The organism is Labrys sp. ALF-8, from assembly GCF_059699065.1.
Map to the genome: position 1 here is coordinate 876,607 of NZ_AP048538.1, position 19,076 is coordinate 895,682.

18 protein-coding genes are annotated in these 19,076 nt (G+C 62.7%); 8 read left to right on the plus strand and 10 right to left on the minus strand.

Annotation, left to right across the window (positions count from 1 at the left end; all coding sequences use genetic code 11):
- Positions 1-255: 255 nt before the first annotated feature.
- From AC6H34_RS23920 to AC6H34_RS23930, 3 genes are read left to right on the plus strand one after another with little or no spacing between them, the layout of a single operon-like run.
- Positions 256-1,395, plus strand: coding sequence for an HlyD family secretion protein (locus tag AC6H34_RS23920; protein ID WP_497540455.1), 1,140 nt, complete (start codon positions 256-258; stop codon positions 1,393-1,395).
- Positions 1,392-4,175: a ribosome-associated ATPase/putative transporter RbbA gene (gene rbbA, locus AC6H34_RS23925; RefSeq protein ID WP_497540456.1), complete on the plus strand. Its 2,784-nt coding sequence runs from the start codon at positions 1,392-1,394 to the stop codon at positions 4,173-4,175. The genes AC6H34_RS23920 and rbbA overlap by 4 nt, the downstream gene beginning before the upstream one ends.
- Position 4,176: 1 nt before the next feature.
- Positions 4,177-5,325, plus strand: a complete 1,149-nt coding sequence (locus AC6H34_RS23930) for an ABC transporter permease (RefSeq protein ID WP_448147449.1) — start codon at positions 4,177-4,179, stop codon at positions 5,323-5,325.
- Positions 5,326-5,469: 144 nt separating this feature from the next.
- Here the strand turns inward: AC6H34_RS23930 and AC6H34_RS23935 are convergent, their stop codons facing one another.
- Positions 5,470-8,028: a cation-translocating P-type ATPase gene (locus tag AC6H34_RS23935; protein WP_497540457.1), complete on the minus strand. Its 2,559-nt coding sequence runs from the start codon at positions 8,026-8,028 to the stop codon at positions 5,470-5,472.
- A 57-nt stretch (positions 8,029-8,085) separates the two neighbouring features.
- Positions 8,086-8,928, minus strand: a complete 843-nt coding sequence (locus AC6H34_RS23940) for a universal stress protein (RefSeq protein WP_448147451.1) — start codon at positions 8,926-8,928, stop codon at positions 8,086-8,088.
- A gap of 227 nt (positions 8,929-9,155) precedes the next feature.
- On the opposite strand from AC6H34_RS23940, the gene AC6H34_RS23945 reads away from it, so the two are divergent.
- Entirely contained in the window at positions 9,156-10,013 is an 858-nt protein-coding gene (locus tag AC6H34_RS23945; protein WP_497540458.1) for a universal stress protein, read from the plus strand.
- 220 nt (positions 10,014-10,233) lie between these two features.
- On the opposite strand, the gene AC6H34_RS23950 is transcribed toward AC6H34_RS23945, so the two are convergent.
- Positions 10,234-10,500 carry a hypothetical protein gene (locus AC6H34_RS23950; protein ID WP_497540459.1) on the minus strand — a complete coding sequence of 89 codons (267 nt, stop codon included), beginning with the start codon at positions 10,498-10,500 and terminating at the stop codon, positions 10,234-10,236.
- A 49-nt stretch (positions 10,501-10,549) separates the two neighbouring features.
- On the opposite strand from AC6H34_RS23950, the gene panS reads away from it, so the two are divergent.
- Both panS and lysM read left to right on the plus strand, forming a co-directional pair.
- Positions 10,550-11,494: a ketopantoate/pantoate/pantothenate transporter PanS gene (panS, locus tag AC6H34_RS23955; RefSeq protein WP_497540460.1), complete on the plus strand. Its 945-nt coding sequence runs from the start codon at positions 10,550-10,552 to the stop codon at positions 11,492-11,494.
- A gap of 123 nt (positions 11,495-11,617) precedes the next feature.
- Entirely contained in the window at positions 11,618-12,082 is a 465-nt protein-coding gene (lysM, locus tag AC6H34_RS23960; protein ID WP_448147455.1) for a peptidoglycan-binding protein LysM, read from the plus strand.
- Between the two features lie 134 nt (positions 12,083-12,216).
- Here lysM and AC6H34_RS23965 read toward each other — a convergent pair whose 3' ends face one another.
- From AC6H34_RS23965 to AC6H34_RS23985, 5 genes are read right to left on the minus strand one after another with little or no spacing between them, the layout of a single operon-like run.
- Positions 12,217-13,035: a carbohydrate ABC transporter permease gene (locus AC6H34_RS23965; protein ID WP_448147456.1), complete on the minus strand. Its 819-nt coding sequence runs from the start codon at positions 13,033-13,035 to the stop codon at positions 12,217-12,219.
- A 14-nt stretch (positions 13,036-13,049) separates the two neighbouring features.
- The gene (locus tag AC6H34_RS23970; RefSeq protein ID WP_497541273.1) at positions 13,050-13,937 is read right to left on the minus strand and encodes a carbohydrate ABC transporter permease; all 888 of its coding nucleotides are present in this window, start codon (positions 13,935-13,937) and stop codon (positions 13,050-13,052) included.
- A gap of 26 nt (positions 13,938-13,963) precedes the next feature.
- Positions 13,964-15,298, minus strand: coding sequence for an ABC transporter substrate-binding protein (locus AC6H34_RS23975; RefSeq protein WP_497540461.1), 1,335 nt, complete (start codon positions 15,296-15,298; stop codon positions 13,964-13,966).
- A 57-nt stretch (positions 15,299-15,355) separates the two neighbouring features.
- Positions 15,356-16,015, minus strand: a complete 660-nt coding sequence (locus AC6H34_RS23980; RefSeq protein ID WP_497540462.1) for a GntR family transcriptional regulator — start codon at positions 16,013-16,015, stop codon at positions 15,356-15,358.
- A 9-nt stretch (positions 16,016-16,024) separates the two neighbouring features.
- Positions 16,025-16,912 (minus strand): dihydrodipicolinate synthase family protein, encoded by an 888-nt coding sequence (locus AC6H34_RS23985; protein WP_448147459.1) that lies wholly within the window; start codon positions 16,910-16,912, stop codon positions 16,025-16,027.
- Positions 16,913-17,119: 207 nt separating this feature from the next.
- Here AC6H34_RS23985 and AC6H34_RS23990 point away from each other — a divergent pair, with 207 nt between their 5' ends.
- Positions 17,120-17,452, plus strand: coding sequence for an ArsR/SmtB family transcription factor (locus AC6H34_RS23990; RefSeq protein ID WP_448147460.1), 333 nt, complete (start codon positions 17,120-17,122; stop codon positions 17,450-17,452).
- 53 nt (positions 17,453-17,505) lie between these two features.
- Complete coding sequence (locus AC6H34_RS23995) at positions 17,506-17,964, plus strand: MEKHLA domain-containing protein (RefSeq protein WP_497540463.1); 459 nt, start codon at positions 17,506-17,508, stop codon at positions 17,962-17,964.
- Between the two features lie 16 nt (positions 17,965-17,980).
- Here the strand turns inward: AC6H34_RS23995 and AC6H34_RS24000 are convergent, their stop codons facing one another.
- The gene (locus AC6H34_RS24000; RefSeq protein ID WP_448147462.1) at positions 17,981-18,460 is read right to left on the minus strand and encodes a DUF2938 domain-containing protein; all 480 of its coding nucleotides are present in this window, start codon (positions 18,458-18,460) and stop codon (positions 17,981-17,983) included.
- 79 nt (positions 18,461-18,539) lie between these two features.
- Positions 18,540-19,070 (minus strand): regulatory protein RecX, encoded by a 531-nt coding sequence (locus AC6H34_RS24005; RefSeq protein ID WP_497540464.1) that lies wholly within the window; start codon positions 19,068-19,070, stop codon positions 18,540-18,542.
- Positions 19,071-19,076 lie beyond the last annotated feature (6 nt).

Genomic DNA, 19,076 nt, shown 5'->3' on the forward strand with positions numbered 1-19,076 from the left:
TTCCGCCTCCGACATGCCGGCGTTGCCGACCTTGCGGCATCATCTTTCCGACGATCCCAAGTGGCGTTGACGTGGATCAAGCGAGGCCGGGCTCCCTGCCTCGGCAATCGGTTTTCCAAGGGCCGCTCCGATATTCTTGATCAAAGTCAAGGGAAGCGCGGGCGCCCGGGGTTAAGCAAGGAGGGTGTCGCCGAGCTGTCGGCTGCTGTGATCGCGCCTTCCGTTCGGGTCAATTCCAGCAAGGAAATTGGAAACGTGACCAACGAAATCTCCCCAGACCCGGCTTCACCGGCGCGGGATACCGTCCCGGTCGAGCAGCCCGCCTCAGCGCCGTCCACTGCCGGCACCTCGCTGGTGCCGTCACCGGGCAAGCTTCCCGAGGTCACGGAACATCCCGCGGCTTCCTCCAAGCGATCGCTCTGGAAGATCACCGCGTTCGCCACGCTCTGCGTGCTGGCGGCAGCCGGCGGTGGTGCGTATTGGTGGTGGACGCATCAACAGGGCCTGCCCGCCGGCATCGTATCGAGCAACGGCCGCGTCGAGGCCGAGGAAATCGACATAGAGACCAAGTTCGCCGGGCGCGTCGCCCAACTCCTCGTCAATGAGGGCGACAGCGTCACGGCCGGGCAGGTGGTGGCGCGGATGGATACGCGCGACCTCGAAGCCTCGTTGGCAAAGGCCAATGCCACCGTGCAACAGGCACAGCACAGCCTCGATGAAGCGCGCGCGAACGTCGTGCAGCAGCAGACGCAGGTGACCTTTGCCCAGCAGCAGTTCGATCGGACAAACGCGCTGGTCCAACGTGGCTATGCCACCATCGAGACATTGGACCAGCGTCGCCAGGCACTCAACGCCGCTACCGCGACACTGAATGCTTCCAACGACAGGGTAGGGGAGGCGGACCGTGCCTTAGCCGCGGCAACCCACGACGTCAGCCTGTATGAGGTGAACATCGCGGACAACAGCCTCGTGGCGCCCACGGACGGCCGTATCCAGTATCGTATTTCCAATGTCGGAGAAGTGCTCGCCGCGGGCGGGAAGATCTTCACCCTGATCGATGTTTCGAACGTGTATATGGATGTCTACCTGCCCACCGCGGATGCAGGGCGCGCCCGCGTCGGTTCGCAGGCGCGTATCGTGCTGGATGCCTATCCTACATTCGCCGTTCCGGCGCACGTGTCGTTCATCGCCACCCAGGCGCAGTTCACGCCCAAGGCGGTCGAGACCAAGAGCGAGCGCGACAAGCTGATGTTTCGCGTGAAGGTTCGCGTCGACGATGATTTCCTGCGCGCTCACAAGCAGGAGGTCCGCACTGGCCTGCCTGGAATCGCCTATGTGAAGGTCGATCCCCAGGTGGCATGGCCGGCGGCGTTGCAGGGCCCGGCCGTGCCATGAATGGTGCTCTGGCCTGCGACCTTCGAGATGTGAGCTTGCGCTACGGGGAGAAGGTCGCGCTGGACAAGGTGTCCCTCGCCATTCCGGCCGGCGGGATGGTGGGCCTGATCGGCCCCGACGGAGTGGGCAAGTCCTCCCTGCTCAGCCTGATCGCCGGGGCGCGTCGCATCCAGGCGGGCACCGTGTGGGTGCTGGGCGGAGATCTGGCCCGCAGCCGTCATCGCGCGGACGTGTGCCCGCGCATCGCCTACATGCCGCAGGGACTTGGCAAGAACCTCTATCCGGACCTCAGCGTCCGGGAGAACATCGCCTTCTTCGCCCGCCTCTTCGGCCAGTCTCGCCAGGAGCGAGAGGAGAGGATCGGCGAACTGCTCAGGGCGACGGGCCTCGATCCCTTCGCCGACAGGCCCGCGGGGAAGCTCTCGGGCGGCATGCGCCAGAAGCTGGGCCTCTGCTGCGCCCTTATCCATGACCCCGACCTGCTGATCCTGGACGAGCCGACGACCGGCGTCGACCCGCTTTCCCGCCGGCAATTCTGGCGTCTCATCGCCCGCATGCGCTCCGGTCGCCCCAGCATGACGGTCGTGGTCGCGACCGCCTATATGGAGGAGGCCGAGCAATTCGACTGGCTTGCCGCCATGAACGACGGCCGCATTCTGGCAACGGGAACGCCGGGAGATCTCAAGACCCTGGCCAATGCCGCCACCCTGGAGGAGAGCTTCATCGCTCTCCTGCCGGAGGCGGCAAGACGTGGACACGAATCCTTTTCCATTCCCCCGCGCCGATCCGCCGATGGCGAGCCGGTGATCGTGACGCGCGACCTCTCACGCCGCTTCGGAGATTTCACGGCGGTGGACCGGGTGAATTTCTCGATCGAGCGCGGCGAGATCTTCGGCTTCCTCGGTTCGAACGGCTGCGGCAAGACCACCACGATGAAGATGCTGACGGGTCTGCTGGAAGCCAGCGAGGGCGAAGCCTTCCTGTTCGGCAAGCCGATCAAGGCGGCCGACATCCAGGCCAGGTTCAAGGTGGGCTACATGTCGCAGACCTTTTCGCTCTACACCGAGTTGACGGTCATGCAGAACCTGGAACTGCACGCCCATCTTTTCCGTATGGGGCACGAGCAGGCGCGGCGGCGCATCGATGAGCTGACTGGCCGGTTCGGACTCGCGGATTATCTCGAACAGCGTGCGTCCGATCTGCCGCTGGGCATTCGTCAGCGCCTGTCGCTTGCCGTCGCGATCATCCAGCAACCGGAGATCCTCATCCTGGACGAGCCCACCTCCGGCGTCGATCCTTTGGCACGCGACCAGTTCTGGGCGCTGCTGGCCGATCTGTCGCGCGAAGAAGGCGTCACCATCTTCGTATCCACGCATTTCATGAACGAGGCGGCCCGCTGCGATCGCATCGCGCTGATGAATGCGGGACGAGTGCTTGCGACCGGATCGCCAGCCGACCTCACCCAGGCGCGTCATTGCTCGAACCTGGAGGATGCATTCATCAGTTACCTCGAAGAGGCACCGGGCACGGCATCCGCGGACGCTGCGCTGCCGGCGGTCGTCGCCCCGTCGGCGCCGTCGACATCGGGGCCACCGGCAGAAGGAAGCTGGTTCAGCCCCCGGCGGATACTCGCCTACGCCATTCGTGAAAGCCTCGAACTCCTCAGGGATCCCATCCGCATGGGGTTCGCCCTCCTGGGCACCGCCTTTCTCATGATCATCTTCGGGGCGGGCATCACGACCGACGTCAACAACCTGACCTTCGCGGCGCTCGACCGCGACAACACGCCGGAAAGCCGCGCCTATCTGGAGGAACTGCGGGGATCTTCCTATTTCGTGGAGCGTGCGCCGATTCGCGATCAGGCCGACATGGAAACCCGGATGCAATCCGGCGACATCAGGGCCGGCATCGAAATCCCGCCGAATTTCGGGCGCGACCTGCGCAAGGGCGTGCCAACCTCGGTCGCTGCCTGGGTGGATGGTGCGATGCCCTTTCGGGCCGAGACCATACGCCAGTATCTCCAGGGAGTGCACCAGCAGTTCTTGGCGGACCTCGCCGTTGCGGCGGGGCAAAGCGCCGTGTCGACGAATGATGAAAAGCGCAATGCCCTTCGCACGCCCGACGATACCTCGTCGCAGGCCATCATCGAGACGCGATTTCGCTACAACCAGCATTTCGACAGCATCTATGCCATGGTTCCAAGCACCATGGGGCTCCTGCTCGTGGAGATACCGGGCATCCTGATGGCGCTGGCGATCGTGCGAGAAAAGGAACTGGGCTCGATAACCAATCTCTATGTGACCCCGGTGACGAGGATCGAGTTTCTTCTCGGCAAGCAAATTCCCTACGTCGCCATCGCCATGTTGAACTTCGGACTGCTCTGCCTGTTGGCGATCCTGGTCTTCAAGGTGCCGCTCAAGGGCAATTTTCTCACGCTGCTGACCGGTGCGCTTCTGTATGTCATCGCGACAACCGGCATAGGCATGCTGGTTTCATCCTTCTGCCGCACTCAGATCGCCGCCCTCTTTGGCACCGCGATCCTCACCATCCTGCCGGCGACCCAGTTCAGCGGGATGCTGATCCCGGTCTCGTCCCTGACCGGTGCATCCGCGATCATGGGCAAGCTTTTCCCGATGACCTATTTCCTGACCATCAGCGTCGGGACCTTCACAAAGTCACTCGGCTTTCAGGACCTGGCAGCGAGCCTGCTCGCGCTGGCGGTCTTCGGTCCGGTCCTCATCGGGCTGAGCCTGCTTTTCCTGCGCAAACAGGAGGCGTGAGATGAACAGCCTGAGCAACATCTTCTGGCTGGGAACCAAGGAACTACGCAGCTTCATGCGTGATTTCGTACTGTTGGGCCTGGTGGTCTGGTCCTTTTCCGTGGCCGTCTACACGCAGGCGCAGAGCAACTCGCAGGAACTGCACAACGCCTCCATCGGCATCGTGGACGAAGATGGTTCGCCCCTGTCGCGCCAGATCGCCACCGCTTTCCTGCCTCCCTATTTCAAGGCGCCGAAACTGGTCCAGGAGAAAGACGTCGATCACCTCATGGACACCGCGACCTACACTTTCATCGTCGTGATCCCGCCCGGCTTCCAGCGCGACGTGGTGGCGGGGCGCGTCGGGACGGTACAGGTCAACGTTGATGCCACTGCCATGGTGCAGGCCGGGCTCGGCGCAGGCTACATACAGCAGATCCTGACGAGCGAGATCGGCAAGTTCCTGTCGCGCAACGAAGGCAACTTCCTGTCCCGCTCGCAGGGCATCGTCGAGTCTCCCGTTACGCTGGCCGTGCGTGTCGCCTTCAATCCCACGGTCGCGACTTCATGGTTCACCAGCCTGATGGGGATCATCAACAGCGTGACCATGCTCGCGATCATCCTGGCCGGCGCCGCCGTCATCCGCGAGCGCGAGCACGGCACGATGGACCATTTGCTCGTTCTGCCGGTGACGCCCTTTGAAATCGCCATGTCGAAGATCTGGGCGAACAGCCTGGTCATCACCATTGCCACGGGCCTCTCGCTCTTCATCGTCGTGCGCCAGCTCCTGCAGGTACCAGTGGCAGGGTCTGTCCCGCTGTTCCTTTCGGGTGTGGTGATCTACCTGTTCTTCGCCACCGCTATCGGTATCTTCCTGGCCACCATAGCTCGGACCATGCCGCAGCTCGGCCTGCTCTACATCCTCGTAGCCATGCCCATGAACCTGCTGTCAGGCGCCAATACTCCTCTGGAGTCCATGCCGGTCCTGCTGCAAAGGATCATGAGCGCTTCACCCTCGACGCATTTCGTGTCCTTCGCCCAGGCCATTCTCTATCGCGGCGCCGGTCTGGGCGTCGTGTGGTTCGACTATGTGTTCGTTGCTCTGGTCGGGGGCCTGTTCCTCGCTCTCGCCCTTGTCCGCTTCCGCAGCGTGGCCGCCCAAGGCGGGTAATTGACCGGCGGTTGGTTGGATATTCTATAATAAAGTAAATTATATCAATATTTTATTGTAAAAACATAATCTAATTAATTAGAATATATGCCTTGGGTTGCTCCGATTTTCACACCTTCGATCGAGAGCCCGGGGCAGGGGGCGTCATTGGCTGTCGTGCATTCCTGCCGCCATTCTGTTCCTTCCGGCGGCTTCGCAGAGCAGGCGGTAGAAGCCGATCCACGCGCCGGAGAGCACCCCGGTTAGCACGCCAGCGAAAAGCGCCGGCAGCGTCGGCACGGCAAACTGGAAGACATCAGCCAGCAGCGGTATCATGAGAATGCAGGCCATCAGCGCCGTTGCGATGCCGGTGATGGCAAAGAAAACCAACCGGTGACGGTCGAAGAAATGGGTGCCGGCCTCGGCCGATTCCGCAAAGGCGAGCGCCAGATTGCCGCTGATGAGCACGACGAAGGCGAGGGCGCGGGCCTGCTCGGCCGGCATGCCCAGCCGCAGCATGACGACATGGGCGCCGAAGGAACTTGCCAGGATCACCAGGCCCTGGATGGCCCCGAGGGTCATCTGGGAGAGTCCGAAGAGGTTCTCCCCGACACGCCTGGGGGGCTTGTCCATGACGCGTCGCTCGGCCGGTTCGCTCTCGAAGACAAGCGAGCAAACAGGATCGATGATGAGTTCCATCAGCATCACGTGGAGGGGAAAGAGCACCGGCGGCAGGCCGAGCACGATAGGCAGCAGCGCGAGGCCGGCGATCGGTATGTGGATCGCGGTGACATAGGTCAGCGCCTTGCGCAGGTTGGCGAAGATCCGTCGGCCGAGCCGTACGCCACCGATGATCGAAGCAAAGCGATCGTCGAGCAGCACGATATCGGATGCCTCGCGGGCGACGTCGGTACCACGCTCGCCCATGGCGATGCCGACATGGGCGGCCTCGAGAGCAGGGGCGTCGTTGATTCCGTCACCCGTCATGGCGACGATCTCGCCATTGGCCTTGAAGGCTTCGACGAGCGCAAGCTTCTGCTCGGGTGCGATGCGGGCGAAGACGCGTGCCTGCCGGATTTTCCTGCGCAGTTCCTCGACTGAAAGAGAGGCGATCTCCCCGCCGGTGAGCACGGGCTGTGTCGCATCGATACCGGCCTGGCGTGCGATTTCGATCGCAGTTGCAGGATAGTCGCCCGTGATCATCGCGACCTCGATGCCTGCATGCCTGGCCTCACGCAGCGCGGCCGGCACGTCCCGGCGGACTGGATCCTCAAAACCGACAAGCCCCTCGAAATGAAAGGAGAGGGCGGACGGGTCGGTGTCGCCATCGGCATGACGGCAGGTGCCGACACCGAGGACACGCAGTCCGCGCCCCGCCATGTCCTCCACGGCTCGCTCGATCACAGACCGTTCCCCAGCCGTGAGGTGGCACAGGCCGAAGATGGCCTCCGGTGCTCCCTTTGCCGCATAGAGGAAAGTCCTTTCATCGAGCCGCCAGGCCTGGATGAATGCCAGCAGCGCGGCGCGGAGGGGATAGGTGCGCGCCGGCTCGGCGCCGACAAAGGGTAGCGGAGGCTCCCCGATCCGTTCGTGGATGGCCTTGTCCATCGGATCGACCGGCCGGATCGCCGATGCCATTGCGGCCGTAACGATCAGATCCCGCAGCGCCGGGCTATCCGCATCGTGCAGGCCGTCCGGGCGCCAGCCTGCAGCCACGCGCATGCGATTTTCCGTAAGGGTGCCCGTCTTGTCCACGCAGAGCATCGTCACCGCGCCCAATGACTCGATGACCGCGGCGCGGCGAACCAGCACCTTCTGACGGGCCAGCCTGAAGGCACCGAGCGACAGGAAGATTGCGAGCACCATCGGAAATTCCTCCGGCAGCAAAGCAATCGCAAGCGTGATTCCGGAGAGGGCGCCCTCGATCCAGTTGCCGCGCAAGAGGCCGTAGGCAAGCGCCACCGCGACACAGAATGCGAGTGCGAACAGGCCGAGCCTTGCAACCAGCGGGGCCATGGCCTTTTGCAACGGTGTCGGCTCGCTCTCGATCGAGGCCAGGGAGGCGCCGATTCCGCCGAGGCGCGTGGCGGAGCCCGTGCGGCTGACTTCCATGACGCCTTGCCCGCGCACGTTCATGGTTCCGGCGAAGAGACAGGATGTGCCGTCGCCTCCGGCATCGGCATGGTCAGGGATTTCGCCGACGGCAAGGGCATGTTTGTGGACAGGAACGGACTCGCCCGTGAGGGCGGACTCGTCGACCATGAGCGCGTCTCCGCCCACGAGATGGCCATCCGCCGGCAGACGTTCGCCTTCGCCGACGAGGAGAAGGTCGCCCGGTACGATGTCATGAACGGCGATGCGCAGTTCACTCCCGCCGCGGATTGCCCTGGCGAACGGTTCGGCGAGTTGATTGAGGGCCGCAAGCGCTCGCTCGCTGCGGGCCTCCTGGAAGACCACCAGCCCGATGGTGATCACCGCGCCTCCTAGAACGAAGATACCTTCTCGAAAATCGCCGAGGACGAGATAGAGGGCGGCGGCTGCGAGGAGCAGCATGAACATCGGTTCGCGCAGGATGCCGAGAAGGATCTGCCGCAGATTGCGTGAGCGTGGCCGCTCCAGGGAATTGGGGCCGTACTGCTCCAGGCGACGAACAGCCTCCTCGGGCGGCAGTCCCATATGCTTGGGTGAGGGGGAGTTGTGTTCAAGCGCGGACGAATTGGCCATGCTGAGAGGGCTCCTGCTCGATCCGCGCTCGAACCTTCCGGTGAGTTGCCGGGCTGGTCAATGAGACATGAACAGAGGCACGGGACTACCGGCGAGCAGCGAACGCGTGACTCCGCCGAAGACGGTCTCGCGCAGGCGGGAATGAACATACCCGCCCATGATGATCATGTCTGCCCTACGAAGCCGGGCGTGGTCACGCAATGCCGCCGCGACATCTGCATCCGCAGCGGAAATCGAGTTCACTGTGACGTGGATGCCGTGCCGCGCCAGGTTGGGGGCGAGGTCGGCGCCCATGATCGCGTCGGGCAGCGTCTTCTCGCCGGTGACCGAGACGATCTCGACCGCCTCCGCCGTCTTCAACAGGGGCAGGGCGTCGCCGACGGCACGCGCCGCCTTTGCACTACCGTCCCAGGCAATGAGGAGGTGGCGGTTGCGGAAGGCGTCCCACCCCGGCGGTACGATGATCATGGGCTTGCCGCCGGAGAGCAGCAAAGTTTCCATGACGCTGCGATCCAGGGTCAGGTCTTCCGGTTCGGCATCGACGAGGACGAGGTCGTGAACCCGTGCTTGTGCGACGAAAGCGTCGAGAAGAGCCTCATGCGGAAGTTGCGGGCTCTCGACAGAGCAGACGACGCCGGCGGCACCGGCATCGGCATGCGCGCTGCGGGCATCTGCCTCGGCCAGCGTACGCAGGCGCTCGTTCTCCGCCAGCACGAGATCCCTGACATACCAACCGTTCCAGCTGAACGGCATGGTCAATTTGAGAGCCGCACTCTGCACGGTCACGTGAGCACCCGCCAACTGGGCCATCGACAGCCCATAGCCGAACACCGAGGAGGCCTTCTGAGGTCCGAATTCCTTGGTCAGGCCGATCAGGATGCTTTTCAGGTTCTCGATCATTGCGTTTCCTCCAGATCGTTTTCCAAGTTGGCGGAGCGGGAGAAGGGTGCCTTGATCTAGCGCAAGTTGTAATATTACATGTTTGCAATCAATTATAACGCATTGTTTCAACGTAGGTTCCGACCAAACGGCCTGCCTGCCGCATACTCCGGACGGCCCGTTTTGATTTAGCGCAACGCGTGGGTGAGCGTGCGCGCTCAAATGCTGCCCGACACAGGAGACCAGCCATGCCCCTTCGCTGCATATTCGTTCCCACCGGTCCGGGCGTCGACCCTGAACGCCGTCTCGAGGCCGCGATGCGGCTTGCTCGCCACACCCACGCCCATATCGAGACAGTTTTCATAAGCCCGGCTGGCGATCCAGGATCGCCCAGCCTGGTGCGGATGGGCGGGACCGGCATCCATTCCGAGATCGCGACGCCCGCTGAAATGAAGGCTCTAACGGCTGCCGGGCGCACCGCTTTCGAGCACTGGTGCTCCAAGGCGCATGTGCCGCTGCAGTCTGCGCAACGCCTGGACTCGACATTTGCTTCCTGGCGCGAGGAAAGCGGAGACGTTGAAACCATCGTGGCGCTCACGGGCCGGGTCAACGATCTCGTCGTCATCGACAACCCGACACACGCCAGTCCCTTTGAGCAGGCTGTGTTCGATGCAGCCGTCTTCTCGACGGGACGGCCGACTCTGATCCTCGGCAACAAGCTGGCGGACAACCCGCTACGCCATGTCGTGATCGCCTGGAACGGCAGCCTGGAGGGTGCCCGTGCGGTCGGACAATCCATCGCCTTGCTGCACGAGGCAGAGCGCATTTCGATTGTCAGCATTCCTTCCGAACGGCAACGCGAAGCAGGCATCGCCGATCTGGGAAGCTATCTGCATTGGCACGGCGTCGTCGTTGAACCGGCTGCGCTGGTGCCGGACGTCAACGGCAGTGCGGGCGAAAGGATACTTGCTGCCTGCAAGAGCGCTGGCGCGACCATGCTGGTGATGGGCGCCTACACCCATAGCCGCTTGCGCCAGGCCTTCCTCGGCGGCGTGACGCAGCACATCCTCGAAAACGCCGCCATACCCGTTCTCATGGCGCATTGACGCCCGACGCAGTTCAGCGGCCCGAGATCGCAGGAGGTCCGGCTCGTCATGCCGGGCCTTAAATCGAATGATGCGCCGGGAGAGATCCCGCAGGATATTGTCTCGCACTTCGATCGCTTGGCGGAAGCTGGGAAAGCCGGCCAGGGGGCGGCCCCGATGCGGAGTTATGTTCCATAATATATCTTATGCGAATCCCACATATGGGTGTCCCCCGCCGTAACTAATTGATATCCGTTGCAATTTCGACGAATGCGAATTTATCCTCACAATTCCACGTTCTTTGATGCCAGATCACTGAGTAAAGACCGCTCGCCAGTTGTCCGAGCGAGGCATTGGAAATCCAGTTTTGGATGATGAAGTATCCATATACCATTGTAATTAAATGCGTTTCCTTCTGGGGACATATATCTTTCAAGTCGACCGGCCGAAGGCCGAGGCCCCCATGTCGTCGGTGGCGCGGCGTTTTATCCTTGAAGGCGCCGGGCATGAGGACTATCCGGCCTTTTCCGACTTTATTGCCATCGCTTGAGATTTTGATGATTACGCGTTTGTTCCCGGCCTGGGCCGTCCTGGTTTCGATTGCTGCCTATCTCATTCCAACCGCCTTTCTTCCCATCGCTCCGTGGACGACCTGGCTGCTTGCCCTGATCATGTTCGCGATGGGCGTTACCCTGACTTTCGCCGATTTCAAGCGCGTGCTCGCCCAGCCGGCACCGGTCCTGGCGGGATTGGGGCTGCACTACCTCATCATGCCGCTGGCGGCATGGGCCATCAGCAAGGCGCTGCAGATGCCGCCGGAACTCGCCGCCGGCATGATCCTCGTGGGAAGCGTGGCCAGCGGCACTTCCTCGACAGTCATGGTCTATCTGTCGGGCGGCGACGTGGCCCTGTCCGTCACCATCAGTGCCCTTTCCACCTTCGTCGGCGTGGTCGCGACGCCGCTGCTGACGCGCCTCTACGTCTCCACCGCGATCGCAGTCGACGTCGCGGGCCTGCTGTGGAGCATCGTCCAGGTCGTCGCGCTGCCTGTGGTGTTTGGCCTGATCGTCAATCGTTTGGCGAGGCACTTCGTGCGCGCCGTGGAACCTGTCCTGCCACTCGTCTCGATGGTATCGATCCTCGCCATCATCGCCGCCGTGGTGGCCGGTTCCCAGGACAAGATCGCCTCTGTGGGCCTTCTGGTGATGCTGGGCGTGGTGTTGCACAACGGCATCGGCCTGCTGGGCGGCTACTGGGGCGGCCGCCTCCTGGGATTCGACGAGGCGATCTGCCGGACGCTGGCGCTCGAAGTCGGCATGCAGAACTCCGGCTTGGCTGCGACGCTCGGCCGGAACTTCTTCTCACCCCTGGCCGCCCTGCCCGGCGCCCTGTTTTCGGTCTGGCACAATCTGTCCGGTTCGCTCCTGGCGGGTTTCTGGTCCGCGAGGCCGGTGGAGGGAAATGCCGACAGGACAGCCGTGTTGGACTCCAATATCGGCTGAAGCTACTATTCCCCGGTCCGAATTCGTATCGAGACCGGCTTGCGCCGATCGAATCGGTAGCTTGCCGAACGTTTCCTGTTACCATGACGCAGGGTAATATCGCCTGACACGATTGGAGCTACTATGGGGCTGTTCAACTTCATCAAGGAAGCCGGGCATAAGATTTTTGGTCCCGGCAAGGCCGAAGCCGCGATACCAGCGACGCCGACTGCGGATATCGTGAAGAAGCAGATCGAGGAAGCCGGCCTTAAGGCGGATGGGCTGAATGTCGCGGTCGACGGCGACAAGGTCGTCGTGAGCGGCAAGGCACCCTCGCAGGAGGTGGCCGAGAAGATCATCCTCACCGCAGGCAACAATGCCGGCGTGGCGCAGGTCGACAGCCAGATCGCCGTGGACAAGCCTGAACCCGCCTCGGTCATGTATACGGTGGTGAAGGGCGATACGCTCTGGGAGATCGCCGAGAAGCACTATGGCAAGGGCAAGGGCGCGCTGTACAAGGAGATCGTGAAGGCCAACACGCCGCCGGTCAAGGATCCCGACCATATCCTGCCGGGCTGGGTGCTACGCATTCCGCCGCTCAAGCATTGATCGGCGGGGAAGAAAGCCACCCAAGCAGTCAAGGCCCGGTGGTATCGACCGCCGGGCCTTTTTTGTATCAGTCGTCGCAGTAAATTTTCTTATTTACAACGTCCTGAAGATGTTTCCTCATAAGTTAAGGGAACTCATTTGACGGCGCCCGCCGTCAATCCAGCCACGATCTGGCGCTGGGCGAACAAGGTGAGAACGAGCACCGGCAGCGTGACGACCAGCGCCGCAGCAGCCAGCGGTCCCCAACTCACCTGTTCGAAGGACAGCATGTTGTAGACGGCCACCGGCAGGGTCCGCGTCTCGCGGCTGGCGAGCACGATGCCAAAGACGAAATTGTTCCACGAGAAGATCACGGCCAGGATGAGGGACACCACGATACCTGGCTTGGCGATGGGCAGGGCAACCCTGAGGAAGATCTGCCAGCGATTGGCCCCGTCGATCATGGCCGCTTCCTCGAGTTCCAGCGGCGTCGTCTCGAAATAGCCGATCATGATCCAGATCACGATCGGGATCGTCACCACCAGATGGATGATGATCTGTGGCCAGAGCGTGCCGAGTAGTCCGAGGGCCTGGAACAGCAGGAACATCGGTATCAGGAACGAGAGGCCGGGTGTCATGCGGGCGATCATGATCACCATTGCCGCCTTGTCGGCCTTGATGCGCGCGATGCCGTATCCGGCCGGAACGCCGACGAGGAGGGCCAGCAGGGTTGCCGAGCCGGTCACGATGACGCTGTTCCAGAAATAGAGGAGGAAGTCGTTGGTCGCGAAGATGTCGGTGTAGTTCGACCAGGCAAATTGTTCGGGGATCAGGATCGGCGGGTAGGCCCCGTTGTCGATCTCGTATTTCAGCGAGAGCGACAACATCCAGATGAAGAAGAACAGCGCGGGCGAAACGATCACGAAGGCGAGGAACAGCGTACCGGACAGGCGCAGAAGGCGGCGAAGCGTCATGATATCCCCTCCTCTCACACGTTCCATTTCGCACGCTGGCGCAGATGCAGCAGCATGAGGGACATCAGGATGATGATCAGGAAGAAGACGACGGCGATCGCTGAACCGTAGCCGATGTCGTAATAGGAAAAAGCGACATTGTAGAGATAGAGGTTGATCGTCTCCGATGCGGTGCCGGGGCCGCCCTGCGTCATCGCATAGATGATGTCGAAGCTCTTCAGCGCATCGATGGAGCGGATGATCACAGCAATCATCATGAAGGGCAGGATCATCGGCAGTGTGATGTAGCGGAACTTCTGCCAGCCATTGGCCCCGTCCATGGCCGCGCTCTCGAAGGGCTCGCGCGGCATGGAGGCAAGCCCGCCCAGGACGATCAGCATGATCAACGGCGTCCACTGCCAGGTTTCGACCAGCACCAGCGAGGGAATGACGGTACCCTGGTCGAAGATCCAGGCCTGCGGCGGAATGTGGACCAGCGACAACAAGTAGTTCAGCACGCCGAGCTGGGGATGAAACATCATGGTCCAGACCAAGGCGATCGCGACCGGCGTTGCCATCATCGGCATGACGAAGATGCCGCGCAGGATGCCCCGCATCGGCATCTTGCTGTCGAAGACCAGAGCGGCGATGGTGCCCAGGACCAGCGGCGCCACCACCGAAAGAACGGTGTAGGCGAGCGTATGGCCCATCGACTCCCAGAAGCGGGCATCGCCGGCCAGACGGATATAGTTGGCAAGGCCGACGAAGCGCTGGGGCGAGCCGATGAGCCACTCATTGCCGCTCATCCAGACGGTGAACACCCAGGGAAATACGATCACCGCCCCGACAACGACCAGGGCCGGGACTATGAAGGGCCAATAGCCCGGCCGCCGCGTCTCCTTGAACGCGGGGGCGGCCGGCATGCCGGCGTCGGCCGGGCTCGCGGCGGTCATTGCGCCTCGCTGCGGGCGAGCACGGGCCTGAAGGCCTCCGTCGCCTTCTTCATTTCCGCCGCCGGGTCCGCCCCGCTCAGGAGGTTGGTCAGGCCCACGCCCATGATGTCGCGGAACTCCGTGACGGGTATGATGACCGGCAGGCAGAGCTGGCTGACGGGAGCCGATTGCGCCACGGCATCGACCCAGGCACCCGGCATGGTCACGCCCTTGCGCACCTCGGCGTCGTCAAGCACGGAGTTGCGGAACGGCACGCCGCTGCCCGATTGCAGCAGCCTGGCACCCATCTGCTTGGAGATGGCCCACTGGCAATAGAGATAGGCCGCTTCCTTCTTGGAGGAGGCTTCGGTCACGCCGATACCGTCGCCTGTCGTCGGCGCAGCCTGCACGGCCGGCCCCTTCGGCATGACACCGTAGCCGACCTTGCCGACCACCCTCGATTTCTGCGGGTTCTCCAGCGGCGGCGCGAAGCCGACACCATCCATCCACATGCCAACCTTGCCCTGCAGGAAGGCGGATTGGCATTCGGCCCAGTTAAAGCCCGTCACGCCGCGTGGCGCCGATTTCGTCATCAGGCGCTGGTAGAGGCCGGCGGCCTCGATCGCTTCGGGCGAATCCGTCTGCAGAGAGCCATCGGCACCGATCGAACTCTTGCCATAGCCGAGCAGCAGGCTGGTCCACACCGGCACGTTGGCGTTCTTGGCGCCGCGCGCCACGAAGCCGTAGACACTGTTGTCGGCATCCGTCAGCGTCTCGGCCGCCTTCACCAGTTCGTCGAAGGTCTTCGGGTATTCGATGCCTTTGGCCGAAAAGAGATCCTTGTTCCAGTAGATGATCCAGTAGTCCACGGAGAAGGGCAACGCGCCGAAGCGGCCGTTCCTGTCCTTGGCGAAGGCCAGGCCGGCTGAGGCGAAATCGCTTTCCACCAGCGAGGGATCGGTAAGTTCCGGATTTTTCAGGAACGGGGTGAGATCGGCAAGCCAGCCACCCTTCTCGAACTGGCGCTTCTGGACGTGATAGCTGATATGGATGACATCGAAGCTCGGCTTGCCAGAGGTCAGCTCAATCACCGCCTTTTGGCGCTGCTGCTGCTCTGGCGTCTGCTCGGAATTGACCTTGATGCCGGTCAGTTCCTCGAACTCCTTCTGGTATTTCTGCAGCGTGTCGCCGCGCGGGCTTTTGATCAGGTTCACCTCGATGGTGGTGCCTGCATATTTCTTCCAGTCGACAGCGGCGAAGGCCGGCCCGATGCCTGCCAGACCGGCCGCGCCCATCGCGGCGGAACCGGCCAGAAATTGACGACGCGTCGGCTTCCAAAGATCGGTACTCATGTCTTCCTCCTCCCCGATTGTTCTTGATGGACGGGGCATTGCTGAGCCCCTACCCGGCTAGACCTTGAGGGCCAGTGCCCTTGCATTGTTGATATGATCGGCGATCGCCTCCACCGCGCGCAGCGGCTCGCGGCTTTCGATGGCGTCGAGGATCGCGAGATGCTCGCGCATCACCGGCACCACGCGGCCGTCGATGCGGAAACGTTCCTGGTTGATCAGGCGCATCTTGATCGAGTTGACGCGGTAGGCCTTGGCGATGATCTCGTTTCCGATGGAATCGATGATGGTGTCGTGCAGGTTCCAGTCGATGGCCTGGGCCTCCTCGATAATCTCCGGCGTTAGCTCGCCGGACACTCCTTTTGCGAGGGCACCCTCGTGTTCGCGGCGCAGTCTCGCGAGGAGCTCGTCCGAGGCCGAGACGGTGAACAAGGCGATGGCCTCCTTTTCCATGAAGAGGCGGAACTGGAAGGCGTCGCGGATCAGGGTGAGGTCGATATGGGCGATCTGGATGCCGCGCTGGGGGATGGTGGTGAGCAGTCCCTCCGCTTCGAGCCGTGGTACCAGCTCACGAATGGCGCCGAGCGGCAGGCCGGTAAGCGCCACCAATTCACGCTGGGAGACGAATTGCCCGGGCCGTACGTCGCGCGCCAGGAGATGGCGCGTGAAGCTGGCATAGGCCTTCTCTCGCAGCCGGACCGGTTCGCCCCCTTCGTCCATGTCCCCTCCCTATGCCGCGGCAACCTGCCGGATACGGTCGAAATGCCCTGTTACCTTCCTGGCATCGCTCTCCGCAAGGTCCTGGAGCGGAGGCCGCGTGGTACGCCAGCCCTCGTCTGCGCTGCGATGCGCGATCAGGGCCTTCACAGCCGGAATGACGGGGAGCTTGACCAGTTCGTCCACAAGCGAGCTGAGGCCGGCGTCATCCCGCCCTTCATGAGCCATGGCAACCAGTCGGTCGGGGCAGACGTTGGCCATGCCCGAGATGGCGCCCTGTCCCCCCAGCCGCACGCCGGCCGCAAGGCAGCGCTCGTCCCCGATCAGGATGGCAAGCTCGCCATGAGCGGCGAGGAGGGCCTGGGTGAAGGGCCAGTTGCCGGACGAATCCTTGACGCCGGCGACAGCGGACGGAAATGCAGCCTTCAGCCGGCCGATCAGGGAGATCGAAAGCTCCACCGCAGTCACGGAGGGAATGTTGTAGAGATAGAAACCACGGGCGCGGGAGCCGAGAGCACCGAATACGCCCGCAAACCAGGCAAACAGCCCGTCCTCTCCCAGGCCCTTGAAATAGGAAGGCGGCGCCAGGAGCACGCCCCGGCACCCCGCATCGAGCGCCTGCCCAGACTGGAGAGCGGCATCGGCGATGCTGTTGGCCATGACGCCGACCACGATCTGCCCGGGCTCGATGCCCGCATCGAGAAAAGCCGCGAGAACCGCTTCCCGCTCGCCCGAGCCGATCGAAGCCCCCTCGCCGGTGGTGCCGAACAGGGTGACGCTGCCGCAACCATTTGCGAGGCACCAGCGGGCATGCCCGATGGCGCGTTCGATATCGATCCGTCCCTTTTTATCGAACGGCGTGGCCAAAGCTGCCGAGAGGCCGAAATAACTGTGTTCCATCCCTTGCCGATCCAATATTTCAATATGTAATCATCCGTAACAGACTAACATGTCAGTGACAAGCCAGTCATTCGCCAGACATGCAGTCGAAAAAAGGGACCGCCGGAACGGGGCAGGCGAGCCTCCGGCCCCGCAAGGAAATAAATAGTTATCCATTCGGAAAAGTGTCTATTGCGGATTGGCCGGCTCATCGATTAGCTGGCGGCCATGAGCACGCCTTCCCTCGACCTGATGTTCCAGGCCCTCGCCGATCCTACGCGGCGGCTGATCGTCGAGCGTCTGAGCCGAGGCCCTGCGTCAGTCCAGGAGCTTGCGCGGCCGATCACGATGTCCTTGCCGTCCGTGCTGCAGCATCTCCAGGTGCTGGAGGCCAGCGGGCTGGTCCAGACCAAGAAGATCGGACGGGTGCGCCTGTGTACGCTTCAGCCGGTCGCCCTGCAGGTTATCGAAGGCTGGGTCAATGCCCGCAGCAACAATCCGGAGAGGCAGGAGGAGGCACCCGCGGCCTCGACAACCAGGCCTCCCCGAGGAGGAAGTTGAACGCTTGCGCGGGCATGCTATGGACAGGCCGACATTGCCTTGGATCGCCTTCCATGTCCCCTTCCCCTTTCTACGTTGATCCCGCTTTTACCGCCCTCCTCGACAGCAGCTTCACGCGCCTCTTGGGCGCTCCCCTGATTCCCGCAGGGCACGCCGATCGGGCCGGATGGCTTTACGAGCGCGCGCCTTTTTGCGTCCTTGCCCACAATACCGCAGACGATCCGATATTCATCTATGGAAACAAGGCGGTACAGCGTTGTTTTGAATATGATTGGGAGGAGTTGACTTCCCTCCCCTCGCGCCTTTCCGCCGAATTGCCCAATCGCGAGGAACGCCAGCGCCTGCTCGATATCGTCAAAAGGCAGGGCTTCATCAGCGACTACAGCGGCGTCCGGATCGCCAAGTCCGGGCGGCGCTTCGTCATCGAGAACGCCGTCGTCTGGGAACTGCTGGATGCCGAAGGCAGGCGACAAGGCCAGGCCGCGATGTTTGCTTCCTGGCGCGATGTCTAAGGAAAGCATCCGCTCGTCAGCGGATGAGCAGCGCCGTACCCCACAGGCCGATCGCGAACACGGTGTGAGCGACGAGGTTGAGAAAGCGCACCTTGTTGGGATTCGGCGTCTTGGACGCCGCCCATCCGATGCCTAGGCCTGGTTGCAGCAGGAACCATCCGGCGCCCACGGTGACGATTCCGACGATCCACGCCGGGATGAAGGTGGGTGCGTCAAGCCAGGACGTGCCCGCGACGATCACCAGCAGGATGCCGTAGAGGATGCCGACGACGTAGTGGCCGATCCAGCCAAGGGCGAGTTCATGCTCGTATGGCGCCGCCTGGCCGATATCGTCGTGAAAAACCTTGCCATACTGAAGATGCCAGAACCATCGCCCCACGGGCGCCCAGTTCGGCAGGCCTTGCCCGAAGAATTTGTAGAGGATGACGGCCCAGAGATCCATGAGAATGGTCGCGCCGATGCCGATAGCCACCGAGCGCCAGAGAACGTCGAACATGTGCAATCCAGGAAGAGGTACGAAAGGTTTGTCGTACAAGACCATCCCGCGCCGTCCCGCGCAATGGCTCTCTTCCGTCTCAGATTTCTAAAAGCGCTTCGACTTCCCCAGTATCGCCTGTGATGATGCGCCTTGCCAGCGAAACCGCAAATCCGCCCCTCGCCAGCATGGCGATTTCCTTCTCGACGTCATGGTCGCGGCCCGGGCGTCGCCAGGGTCCGATTCGCTTGCGCTGGGCAAGGCGCGCCGCGGCCCTCTCTTCAATCTCGTCCCGGTCGTCGGTGTCGAAGGCCTCGGCGACCAGCGCCGCGTCGACTCCCTTGCTCTTGAGGGTCGTGGCGATGCGACGCATCGAAAGGCCTCGGCTGCGGCCGGCATGGACGCGTGCCTCCACGAAGGCCATATCGTCCACGAAGCCATGGCTGACGCAGTAGGCGATCGTTCGTTGGATCATGGTTTCCGCATCGACGTCGGCGCCGAGCCTGCGGCGCGCGCGCCGCTGCAGGACCTGCCTGAGATTGGCGGTGCTGGTGGCTCGCTGGCCGAGGTAGTGGAGAGCGGACCGGCGCATCCAGATCTCGTCGCGGCTGAGGTCTTGTTCGGCAGGCATTCAGCT